This window comes from Endozoicomonas gorgoniicola, assembly GCF_025562715.2.
Lineage (GTDB): Bacteria > Pseudomonadota > Gammaproteobacteria > Pseudomonadales > Endozoicomonadaceae > Endozoicomonas_A > Endozoicomonas_A gorgoniicola.
This window is the reverse complement of record NZ_JAPFCC010000001.1, coordinates 1,048,809-1,060,148: the sequence shown is the minus strand read 5'-3', so window position 1 is coordinate 1,060,148 and position 11,340 is coordinate 1,048,809. Positions and strand designations below refer to the sequence as shown.

The window sequence follows — 11,340 nt, the reverse complement described above, 5'->3', positions numbered from 1 at the left end:
GTTTTGCTTTATGCCCCCTAAAAGGGGGCTGAAACCGCCAGCCTTCAGAGAAGGCTGGTGAGAGTTGTCCCAAGATTGCAGGTTATTTCCTGAAGTCTATCTCCTGTTGGAGACGTTCTTTCTTTTCTTGGTACTTCACATACTTACGGATCATTTCTGCATCTACACCGACAGTATCGACACAGTAGCCTTTTGACCAAAAGTGATTGCCCCAGTATGGTTTCTTCTTGAGGTACGGAAATCTCGTGAACAGCCTCAAAGCTGTTCGCCCCTTCAACGTTCCCAGGAGCGTCGATATCGAAACTTTCGGCGGCACTTTTACCAGCAAATGCACATGGTCACTCTGGATGTTCAGTTCCACTACCGTACATCCAAGCTGACTACAAAATACTTGAATACTGTTATGAACCTCGGCTTTCACGGCTCCGGTCAGGACTCGAAACCTGTATTTGGGCACCCAAACTATATGATATTGGCAATGCCAAATGACATGCGTTAACTTTTCAAATCTACTCATGCTACTTCCTATCTCTAGTAGTTGTGGGGACAACTCAGAGATAAGGAGTAGCATGGGTAGTTCATGGCAGGCGGAGCCAACCATTCATGACCACGTCCATAGGACGTGGGTTTTCACGATGCACTAAACGGTTCCCCGTCAGAAATGCCACCCTCAAGCACAGAGTTGGGACTGACTGAGTATCGGGCTTTGCGCTATTTCGCACGCTTGCCGCTCCCAACCTGCCGAATCAGGTTCGCTTGCGCTGTGTACCTCTGACTTCCTATGGCTTCCTTCAGACCCAACCGTTGGCCAGTTACGCCCTTGCCATTCAGATTGCCTTCCCCTCAGTCGGGGCGGCTCAGGCTTCTTTCAGCCTGACGGGTTTGCCCGCTTCGCTGGGCAAACAAAAAAGCCGGGCAAAAAACCCGGCTTCCAACAATCAGTCAGTATCGATTAAGGACGATCGTCAACCTCATCTTCCTTCACCGGCACAATCAGGTCGTCACGACTGATGTTCATATACAGCAGAAGATTGGACGCAATGTAGATGGATGAATAAGTACCCACCACAACACCGGCAATCATCATGGAAGCGAAACCATTGATCATTTCACCACCAAACAGGAACAGAGCCATCAGCACCATCAAGGTAGTACCCGAGGTCGCCAACGTACGTCCCAGCGTCTGGGTCAGGGAAACATTAATGATCTCAACCGGCGAGCCTTTACGACGCTTGCGGAAGTTTTCACGAACACGGTCGTATACGATAATGGTATCGTTCAGGGAGTAACCCACCAGCGCCAGAATAGCGGCCAACACTGTCAGGTCAAACTGCAAGCCCAGCACCGAGAACAGACCCATCGCAATAATGGAGTCGTGCGCCAGCGCCAGAACCGCACCCACAGAGAACTTAAACTGGAAACGGAAGGCAATGTAGAGCATCACCATGCCCAATGCCAACAGCATTCCCAGGCCACCCTGCTCACGCAGCTGCTCACCCACCTGCGGACCAACGAACTCAACGCGCTTGACCTTAACGTTGCCTTCGTACTGCTTGCTCAGCTGGTCAGCCAGTTCTTTGGCCAGGCCCGGATCACTACCCGGCATACGCACCAGAATATCCTGCGCAGAACCGAACTCCTGCACGACAACATCGGTGTAACCGGAAGACTCCAGCTGTCCACGAATCCCTTCCGTTGACACCGGTTTGTCATAAACCAGCTCAATCAGGGTACCGCCGGTAAAATCCAGCCCCCAGTTAAGCCCTTTCGTCGTCAGGGAAACCAGAGAGCCCACCACCAGCACTATCGAAATAAAGCTGGCGATGAAGCGCAGGCGCATAAAGTTTATGATTTTTTCATCTGTCTTATCAGTCATCGCTGTCACCTCAGATGTTCAGTTTCTTCAGGTCACGACGACCACCGTACACCAGGTTAACCAGTGATCGGGTCACCATAATCGCAGTGAACAAGGACGTTAAGATACCGATGGACAGAGTTACGGCAAAACCTTTAATCGGGCCAGTACCCACCGCAAACAGGATCACACCCACCAGCAGCGTGGTGATATTACCGTCGAAAATGGAGATAAAGGCACGGTCATAACCATCGTGAATCGCTCGCTGTATGGGTCGGCCCAGCTTGATTTCTTCACGGATACGGGAGAACACCAGTACGTTGGCGTCTACTGCCATACCCAGCGTCAGCACGATACCGGCAATACCCGGCATGGTCAGGGTAGCGCCAAACAGACTCATCATGGCCAGCATCAACATCAGGTTGATGGTCAGGGCAATATTCGCCAGCAGGCCAAACACGCGATAGACCACGATCATGAACATCACGATCAGAGCCAGTCCCATCAGGGTAGAATCAATACCCATTTTGATGTTTTCTGCACCCAGGCTCGGACCCACCGTACGCTCTTCAACGAAGTGCATTGGTGCCGCCAGAGAACCCGCACGCAACAGCAGTGCCAGCTCAGACGCCTCACCCACAGAGTTCAGGCCGGTAATACGGAACTGATTACCCAGAGCAGACTGAATGGTCGCCAGACTGATGATGTGCTTTTCTTCACGGAAGCCAGGCACTTCAACACGTACGGTTTCGCCGTCCACCACACGGGTTTCAACACGAGTCACCGGCTTCTGCTCAATAAACAACACCGCCATGGCACGACCAATGTTACCGCGGGTAGCGTCGTTCATACGCTTACCGCCGGTACTGTCGAGGCTGATGTTAACCTGCGGCTGACCACTTTCAGAGTCAAAGTTAGACTGGGCGCTGGAAACACGGTCACCGGTAATAATGATGTCTCGTTCCAACAGGGCATTCGGACGACGCTCGTCACGGAACGGGAAGGACTCAGTACTGGTGCGGGACGCATTGGGCAGAGCTTCCAGACGGAACTCCAGGTTGGCGGTCTTACCCAGAATACGCTTGGCTTCAGCCGTATCCTGCACGCCGGGCAGCTGCACCACAATATTGTTACGGCCCTGTCGCTGAACCAGTGGTTCAGAGACACCCAGTTCGTTAACACGGTTACGAATGGAGGTCAGGTTCTGACGTACCGCGTCGTCTTCGAGCTCACGAATACGCTGTTCGCTGAAACCAAAGGAAACCACATAAAGATCCCCCTGCTCCCCGGTTTCAACCAGCAGGTCAGGGTTTTCACGGGTAATCACCCGCTCGGCGGCATCACGGGCATCGGCATCCAGAAAAGCCAGCTGACGGGCTCCGTCGGCACGTTCAGGCATCGTGCGATAGCGCAGGCGTTCCTTACGCAGCTGGGCACGAATTTCGCTATTAGCAATATCCAGTCGCTGCTTCACTGCCCGGCCGGTATCGACCTCCAGCAGAAAGTGGACACCACCAGACAGGTCCAGACCCAGTTTCATCGGGTAGGCACCAATGGCTGTCAGCCAGTCCGGCGTGGTGGGGGCAAGGTTCAGGGCAACGACATAATCATCACCCAACGCATCCTTGATCAGACTTCTGGCCAGCTGTTGCTGGTCTGCCTGTTGCAGACGGATCAGTTGATTTTTTTCGTCACCTTCGGCGGCTTTAACAGCAATACCCGCCTCTTTGAGTGTCTTTTCAGCCCGTTCCAGCACAGCGGATTCCAGCACAGTTGAAGAACTGGCTCCGGAAATCTGAATTGCCGGATCATCGGGATAGAGGTTGGGCAGGGAGTAAACAAACCCCAGCGCCACAACGAATGCTATGAGCAGGTATTTCCACAGGGGATAACGATTGAGCATGGCTCACCGGTTCCTGATATTTTAAGTATGAATTGTCAGCATTTACTGACGTTATCCATTTCTCCAAAAAAACCGGGAATTCATGATTCCCGGCACAGTATATAAGCACACAGACCGCAGGCCTGCCTGCCTATTATTTGATCGCCTTGATCGTACCCTTAGGCAGAGTAGCCGCTACAGACGATTTCTGAAAGTTCAGTACCATATTGTCAGCCACCTGCAGAGTGACAAACTCATCAGTCGTGTTGGTAACCTTACCCAGAATACCGCCGGTGGTAACGACTTCATCACCCTTATTCAGTCCGGCAATCAGGTTCTTGTGTTCTTTGGCACGCTTGGATTGTGGGCGCCAGATCAGCAACCAGAAAATCAGCACAAAGCCACCCAGCATAATCAGCTGACCCGCCATACCCGGGCCTGCTGCTACCGCACCATCGGCATACGCCGGGCTGATAAATGGAATCATTGACTACTCCTTGCTTTTGGAAGTTATAAATCGTGCTGTCTCCTCTACAAGGACAAAGCCACAATGAGAACAACAGCACTTTGGTAAAAAAACAGCTACCAACAGGCGATATTAATCCAGCGGAGGAACCGGCTGGCTGCGCTTCTGGTAAAATTCGTTTACAAAGGCGTCCAATTTACCTTGTTCAATCGCCTCCCGCAATCCAGCCATTACACGCTGGTAATAACGCAGGTTATGAATGGTATTCAGCATTGACCCCAGAATTTCTCCGCACTTATCGAGATGATGCAGGTAAGCACGACTGAAATTCTGGCAAGTGTAGCAGTCACAGTTCTCTTCAAGCGGAGAGGTATCACGTTTGTGGACAGCGTTGCGAATCTTGATCACACCGGTATCGGTAAACAGGTGACCATTACGGGCATTGCGGGTAGGCATTACGCAGTCAAACATATCGACACCACGGCGCACCGATTCTACAATATCTTCCGGCTTGCCCACGCCCATCAGGTAACGGGGATACTCATCCGGAATCTGGTGAGCCGTGTGAGACAGGATGCGCATCATATCTTCTTTACTCTCACCCACAGACAAGCCACCAATGGCGTAACCATCAAAGCCGATATCCACCAGCGCGTTCATGGAGCGATCACGCAAATGCTCAAACATACCGCCCTGAATAATACCGAACAGTGCCGAAGGGCTATCGCCATGGGCCGCCCTGGAGCGAGCCGCCCAGCGCAGGGACAGCTCCATGGATTCTTCCGCTTCCTTCTCAGCCGCCTCACCGTCGGTGCATTCGTCAAAAATCATGACGATGTCAGAACCCAGGTCTTTCTGCACCTGCATGGATATTTCAGGACTCAGGAACACTTTGGCACCATCCACTGGAGAACGGAATGACACACCTTCTTCGGTAATCTTGCGCATCTTGCCCAGGCTGAACACCTGAAAACCACCGGAGTCGGTCAGGATCGGTCCGTCCCACTGGTTAAAGTCATGCAGGTCTCCGTGTTCTTTTATAACCTCTGTGCCAGGACGCAACATCAGGTGGAAGGTGTTACCCAGAATAATCTCGGCACCAATCTTTTTAATGTCATCCGGCATCATGCCTTTTACGGTGCCGTAAGTACCCACTGGCATAAAGCATGGCGTTTCAACGGTTCCGCGCGGGAACGTCAGTCGACCGCGTCGAGCCTTGCCATCAGTGGCAAGACGCTCGAACTGCATGAAACATTCTTCTCTTTTCATGATTCTCTCGTTTCAGCCGCAGCACTTCAGGCAACGGCTGTATTCAGGCAATAGGGGGATTAATGGGTACAAACCCTGTGAACTTCAAGGGCTGGTCATGCGGGGCAACCGCTTTTTCCGGTCAACCACTTTTTCCGGTCAACTACGCTGTCTGGTTAACCTTCTTTTCTGGTTAGCCACATAGCGTCACCATAACTGAAGAAGCGATACCCTTCTTTTACTGCTTCGTTATAAGCATTAAGAATGGCTTCCTGCCCGGAGAAAGCGCTGACCAGCATCAGCAGTGTGGACTGCGGCAAATGGAAGTTGGTGATCATGGCATCCACCGAGCGGAACGGGTACCCCGGGTAGATAAAGATGTCGGTATCGCCGGTAAATGGCTGTATGTCACCGGATGCAGAGGCTGATTCCAGACTGCGAACAGACGTTGTACCTACGGCTACCACTTTATTACCCCGGGCGCGGGTTTCACGAACCGCCTGACAAACCTCTTCAGAAACTTCGATATACTCTGAATGCATCTCATGGTCAGCAATATCATCCACCCGTACTGGCTGGAAGGTACCCGAACCAACGTGCAAGGTAACAAATGCCTTATTAACGCCTTTCTGTTCCAGTCGTTCCAGCAGAGCTTCGTCAAAGTGCAAACCTGCTGTTGGCGCTGCTACCGCACCGTCTTTTTCAGCAAAAACGGTCTGATAACGCAGCCGGTCAGCACTGCCATCTTCACGATCAATATAAGGAGGCAGCGGCATGTGTCCGAATGTCTGCAACTGGGGCAGCACCGGCTCGTCAAAGTCGATCAGGAACATCGTACCCTGACGTCCTGACACCTCTGCCGTTATGTTGTCATCTGCCAGATAGATGCGACTACCGGGTTTGGGTGATTTACTGGAGCGCACATGAGCCAGTACCTTTTTCTCTTCCAGTACCCGCTCAATCAATACTTCCAGCTTACCTCCGGTTTCCTTGCGACCAAACAGCCGGGCAGGAATTACCCGGGTATTGTTCATCACCAGCAGGTCACCGGGATTCAAAAAGCTTTCTATGTCTGCAAACTGGCGATGAGCAATCTTGCCCGAGTCACCATCAAGGCATAACAGGCGGCTTCCGGTTCTTTCCTCGGCGGGAAAACGGGCGATCTGCTCATCGGGCAGATCAAAATCAAAATCACTGACGCGCATGAACGTGTGTTCTATCTACAAGTTACAGGGAAGGTCGTGAAGGATACTGCAAAGCAGGCTGTGTGTCAGGCGTGATAAATACTTTCGACAACGAAGCCCAGACTTTACCAGTTTCGCCGTAAAGCCTCGCCCAACCGAGAGTCAGATCGCTGCTCTATCAGAATAGAAAATATTGCCTCACGAATTTCTCCACCCTAACCCGGATATTTCATAAAAAGAGGCAAGTTCCGCCCAATCACTTGATATAATTGGGTCGACCAAAAAAATGCTTCGGAAGAAGCAAACCGGAACTTGCCATGAACAAATTTACACAAGAACAGCTTCGTTTTCACCCCTCCAACGGAAAAACTATCCGGGCAGACTTCAATGGCGGAGAATTATCCTCTGATTTTGGCGCCCTGATGCTACGTGAAACAATGCTTCACAGCGGTATCATATCCAGGCTGACTGACGGCATTGACGATAAACGTCATCAATCCTACATCGACCACACCCTGCAAGAACTCATTGCCCAAAGAGTTTTGCAAATGGCCTGTGGTTATGAAGATGCAAACGACAGCAACCATCTGCGTAAAGACCCAATCTTTAAGCTTGCCAATGGAAGAAACCCACTGGACGATGATAACCATCTGGCTTCCGCTCCAACGTATACAAGGCTTGGTCAGTCCATGACCAAACGGGATATTTATAATATGACCAAAGCACTGGCTGATCACTTCATCAGCAGTTATGAATACCCGCCATTAGCCATCATTATCGACCTGGATCATACGCCTGCTATCACCCATGGCGGCCAGCAGATGAACCTGTTCAACGCCAAATATCAAGACTACTGTTACTTGCCCTTAATGATCTTTGAGGGGCTCAGCGGCAAGCTGATCACTTCGATCCTGCGTCCTGGAAAAACACCCACAGGCCGAGAGAATGCAGCTATTCTCCAGCGCCTCATTAAGCTGATCCGTACAAGATGGCCGAAAACCCATTTACTGGTTCGTGGGGATAGCCACTTTGCCCAACCAGAGTTAATGCAGGTTGTTCAGGATGACCCTCACTCCGACTACGTGCTGGGAAAAGGCGCAGGACACAAGACGGCCTTGCGACCTAAAGCCAAAGAGTTGCTGGATGAAGCGCGGAAAGCTCTCGACGTTAAAACCGGGCTGGCAAAACTGAACAACATGCCAGAGCCTGAGCGACTCAGGCTCTACGGAGAAACGGACTATCAGGCAAAAAGCTGGAAAGGGCTGGACACCCGGATAATCTATAAGGCAGAGGTCAACCAGAAAGGCGACAATCCCCGCTTTATTGTGACTTCGATGATGGAGGCTTCCCCCGAGGAAATATATGAAGACCTTTATTGTCCCAGAGGGCAGGATGAGAACTTCATTAAGCATCTGAAAAGTGATTTGTCCGGTGATCGCTTGTCAGATCAAGGCTTTCTGGCAAATCACCTGAGAATGTTTTACGCCTGCGCTGCTTATGTTCTTCACTATGAGCTGAGAACCAAGGCACTGAAAGGTACGGAGCTGGAAAAGGCACAGCCATCAACCGTGATCACAAAACTTTGTAAGGTCGCGGTTAAAGTGGTTGAGTATAAAGACCGAATCAAACTTCACTTGCCCCGCAGCTGTCCAATAAAAGGGCTTTTGCAGCATATAACCGAAGTCTTTTATTCAATGCCGCTGCCTCGACCGGGATAGTCAGCTTCATAAACTCAATCAGAATAAAATAGCGACCAACAGAAAGAGTGTTGGGGAATTCTGTTGTCCTGAAAAAGCAGGTGCTGATCAAAAAACATCCGAATTAATGGTGAGTTCGGGTTGTAATACCTTTTTCATGGACAGTAGAGCAACAGACCTCCGAAAAAATCAGAATGGGATGTTTTTTCCGGAACTTGTTGCTCATTTATGAAATATTCGGGCTAACCTGCAAAGGTCGCTTAGCTTCCAATGAGAGGCTACGAATGGAGAAGCCCGTGAGATCCGTTAAAAGCCAAACAGGCAACCTGTTGATAACCTAAAGGATTTCTGTATACTACGCAGCATCTGAACGGGACAGCCAATGGCTTTCCACAACGTTCTGCCAGTGTGATGGAATTGGTAGACATGACGGATTCAAAATCCGTTGCCTTTGCGGGCGTGTCGGTTCGAGTCCGACCACTGGTACCATATATAACGAAGCCCTGAATTTTCAGGGCTTTTTTGTATCTATTTCAGCCCTGCAAGCTGCCGGATCGGAATGGGTCATCATGAACATAGCGGTACTGGAAGGGAAGCTGAAGTTATACACTTCGGAACTTTTTGACGGCAATGCACAAAACCTGCTGATTGCAGCTCATGGCGGAGTATGGGGCAGTCGCAGCTGTATGGCCTTCGCCCGTTTCATAACAGGGGTGCATCGCTTTAAAATCCCACTCTGGACTACCTTGTATTTTTATGCACCACACGGAACGGCTACCAACACAGAGCTTGAACCTTATATGAAGTGGAAATACCCACCCCTTGAGGCTGTCATGCCCGGTGAGTCCGTGATCAATTACGATCTTGGACACGTAGTAGATGGAATGCCCTATACGACAGATCAACAAGTAAAGAATCACCTTACCGCTAACCGTTGTCACTCAGCCGGCCTCAGCATCCATCACCCTTTTCGCTTTCTTGATATTGTCACTACAGAACCGTCAGGCCCTGCGGACACAACACTGAAAGAAGTGCTTGCCATACTGTCTCGCACAGGACGAATCTACCCCAGAATTCACTGCACGTTCTGCCGTCACGAATACGGAACACCTGAAATCGAATACACTCCGGGCTATCACAACATTACCCCTTCCAGCTGACAGCCTGAACAATAAAGGACAACAGGCAGACGTCACCGCATCTATATCCAGTCATAGCAGAAATTTTGTTATCAATCTCAATAGCAGCACCAACACGATTGACAGCCTGTCCGCAGCTTCTTATTGTTGACGACGGAAAATAATAAGAAACGGAATAATGAAATGGCCTATAAAAGCCTCCTTGTCACCATTGAAGCCGGCATTGCCTCCATAGAGCTGAACCGCCCTGACAAGCGCAATGCCATGAACCTGGATTTCTGGCATGAATTTCCGGACGTATTGCGCACCATTGACGCCGAAGCCAGCGCGCGGGTTATTGTGATCTCAGGTACTGGTTCCATGTTCTGTGCAGGCATGGACCTTGAGGTATTTATGAACCCACCCGCCAAACTGGTTTCCGGTGAAGAAGGAAGACGGAAAGAAAACCTCAGAAGAATGGTGATGCAGTTACAGGATTGCTTCACCGCCATGGAGACCATCCGAATTCCGGTTCTTACTGCCATTCACGGGGGCTGCATTGGTGGTGGTATTAACCTGATCAGCGCTGCCGATTGTCGCTATGCAACAGAAGACGCTTACTTTTCGGTCAAAGAAACTCGATTGGGTATGACGGCAGACCTTGGCGTTCTGCAGCGTCTGCCAAAAATCATTCCGGAAGGCCTGGCAAGGGAGCTGGCTTATACCGGGCGTAAACTCTCATCTGCAGAAGCCCTGCGCAGCGGCCTGGTCAATTCGGTTTACGCCGATAAAAACACCATGATGCAGCAGGTGATGGAAATTGCACGACAAATAGCCAGCAACTCGCCTCTGGCGGTTTCCGGCAGCAAGGAAATGATGAATTTTGCCCGGGATCATTCAGTTGCCGATGGTCTGAAGTACATGGCGACCTGGCAAAGCGGTATGTTCCAACCCGGTGAAATGGCTGTTGCCCTGCAGGCCAGTGTCATGAAAACCGAGCCAGAGTTTGATGAGTTATGGGTAGTGGGGTAAACCTGATATTTTGTAGTTGTTTGCTAAAATACGGCGTATGCCGTATTTGTCATGGTGCGATATGAAAATGTGCTCCACACCAGTTCACTGCCCGAAATGTGGCGGTAATGATGTTAAAAGCTTTGGTTACAGTGTTCATAATGTTCCTCGCTACTTTTGCTGTAATGCTGAATGTGAAACCAAGTCCTTTATGCTTGAGTACCGGTATAAAGCTTATGAGCCAGGCGTTAAAGAAAAAGTCGTCGATATGGCAATTAATGGTGGCGGCATCAGGGATACAAGCAGGGTTTTGGGAATCAATAAAAAAACAGTAATAAACACATTAAAAAAAAGAGAAAGGCTTAGTTCAAGTTAATCCAAATATTCAGAAAATGGATCTTGGAACGGGTGCTGTGATTCACGTAGGCCGTGCCTGCCAAGAGGCTGAGATAGATGAACAGTGGTCGTATGTGTTTGAAAAAAGTAACCAGCGTTGGCTTTGGCATGCAGTTGATCATGCGACCAATACTGTTTTGGCTTACGTTTTTGGGAAACGAAAGGATGAGGTTTTCAAAAAACTAAAAGAGCTTCTTGAACCATTTGGTATCAAGAAATTTTATACTGATGATTGGGGAGCCTATGAACGTAATCTCGACGAAAGCAGACACATCATTGGAAAAGAAAATACTCAGAAAATTGAACGTAAAAACCTGAATTTTAGAACTTGGATTAAGCGTCTGGCCAGAAAGACAATATGCTTTTCAAAGTTAGAACAAATGCACGATATTGTTATTGGCCTGTTGATCAACAAAATCGAATTTGGCATTGACATCCATGAAATATAACAGGTTTGCCCCACTACCGAGTTATGGACGGTCA

At 49.9% G+C, this 11,340-nt stretch carries 12 protein-coding genes and 1 tRNA gene; 7 read left to right on the top strand and 6 right to left on the bottom strand.

Annotated elements, in window-relative coordinates:
* Positions 1–82: 82 nt before the first annotated feature.
* Complete coding sequence (gene tnpA, locus NX722_RS04900) at positions 83–517, bottom strand: IS200/IS605 family transposase (protein WP_262564606.1); 435 nt, start codon at positions 515–517, stop codon at positions 83–85.
* Positions 518–756: 239 nt separating this feature from the next.
* Between tnpA and NX722_RS04895 the strand changes: the two genes are divergently transcribed.
* A complete protein-coding gene (locus NX722_RS04895) occupies positions 757–1,011 on the top strand; it encodes a hypothetical protein (protein ID WP_265442335.1) in 255 nt (84 codons plus the stop codon).
* Here the strand turns inward: NX722_RS04895 and secF are convergent.
* The 5 genes from secF to queA all read right to left on the bottom strand — a co-directional run bounded on the left by secF (position 953) and on the right by queA (position 6,656).
* Entirely contained in the window at positions 953–1,876 is a 924-nt protein-coding gene (secF, locus tag NX722_RS04890) for a protein translocase subunit SecF (protein WP_262566974.1), read from the bottom strand. The genes NX722_RS04895 and secF overlap by 59 nt on opposite strands.
* A 10-nt stretch (positions 1,877–1,886) precedes the next feature.
* Positions 1,887–3,758 (bottom strand): protein translocase subunit SecD, encoded by a 1,872-nt coding sequence (gene secD / locus NX722_RS04885; protein WP_262566973.1) that lies wholly within the window; start codon positions 3,756–3,758, stop codon positions 1,887–1,889.
* A 133-nt stretch (positions 3,759–3,891) separates the two neighbouring features.
* Positions 3,892–4,224 (bottom strand): preprotein translocase subunit YajC, encoded by a 333-nt coding sequence (gene yajC, locus NX722_RS04880; RefSeq protein WP_262566972.1) that lies wholly within the window; start codon positions 4,222–4,224, stop codon positions 3,892–3,894.
* 111 nt (positions 4,225–4,335) lie between these two features.
* Entirely contained in the window at positions 4,336–5,451 is a 1,116-nt protein-coding gene (gene tgt / locus NX722_RS04875; RefSeq protein WP_262566970.1) for a tRNA guanosine(34) transglycosylase Tgt, read from the bottom strand.
* A gap of 176 nt (positions 5,452–5,627) precedes the next feature.
* Positions 5,628–6,656, bottom strand: a complete 1,029-nt coding sequence (gene queA, locus NX722_RS04870) for a tRNA preQ1(34) S-adenosylmethionine ribosyltransferase-isomerase QueA (RefSeq protein WP_262566969.1) — start codon at positions 6,654–6,656, stop codon at positions 5,628–5,630.
* 296 nt (positions 6,657–6,952) lie between these two features.
* On the opposite strand from queA, the gene NX722_RS04865 reads away from it, so the two are divergent.
* The 6 genes from NX722_RS04865 (at position 6,953) to NX722_RS04840 (ending at position 11,306) form a co-directional block, all read left to right on the top strand.
* The gene (locus NX722_RS04865; protein ID WP_262563762.1) at positions 6,953–8,353 is read left to right on the top strand and encodes an IS1380 family transposase; all 1,401 of its coding nucleotides are present in this window, start codon (positions 6,953–6,955) and stop codon (positions 8,351–8,353) included.
* Between the two features lie 381 nt (positions 8,354–8,734).
* Positions 8,735–8,821: transfer RNA gene (locus NX722_RS04860), tRNA-Leu, on the top strand.
* A gap of 80 nt (positions 8,822–8,901) precedes the next feature.
* Positions 8,902–9,492 carry a putative adhesin gene (locus NX722_RS04855; protein WP_262566968.1) on the top strand — a complete coding sequence of 197 codons (591 nt, stop codon included), beginning with the start codon at positions 8,902–8,904 and terminating at the stop codon, positions 9,490–9,492.
* Between the two features lie 162 nt (positions 9,493–9,654).
* The gene (locus NX722_RS04850; protein WP_262566967.1) at positions 9,655–10,482 is read left to right on the top strand and encodes a crotonase/enoyl-CoA hydratase family protein; all 828 of its coding nucleotides are present in this window, start codon (positions 9,655–9,657) and stop codon (positions 10,480–10,482) included.
* A 61-nt stretch (positions 10,483–10,543) separates the two neighbouring features.
* Positions 10,544–10,837 (top strand): IS1-like element transposase, encoded by a 294-nt coding sequence (locus NX722_RS04845; RefSeq protein ID WP_262566541.1) that lies wholly within the window; start codon positions 10,544–10,546, stop codon positions 10,835–10,837.
* A gap of 16 nt (positions 10,838–10,853) precedes the next feature.
* The gene (locus NX722_RS04840) at positions 10,854–11,306 is read left to right on the top strand and encodes an IS1 family transposase (protein WP_262566540.1); all 453 of its coding nucleotides are present in this window, start codon (positions 10,854–10,856) and stop codon (positions 11,304–11,306) included.
* The last annotated feature ends 34 nt before the right edge of the window (positions 11,307–11,340 follow it).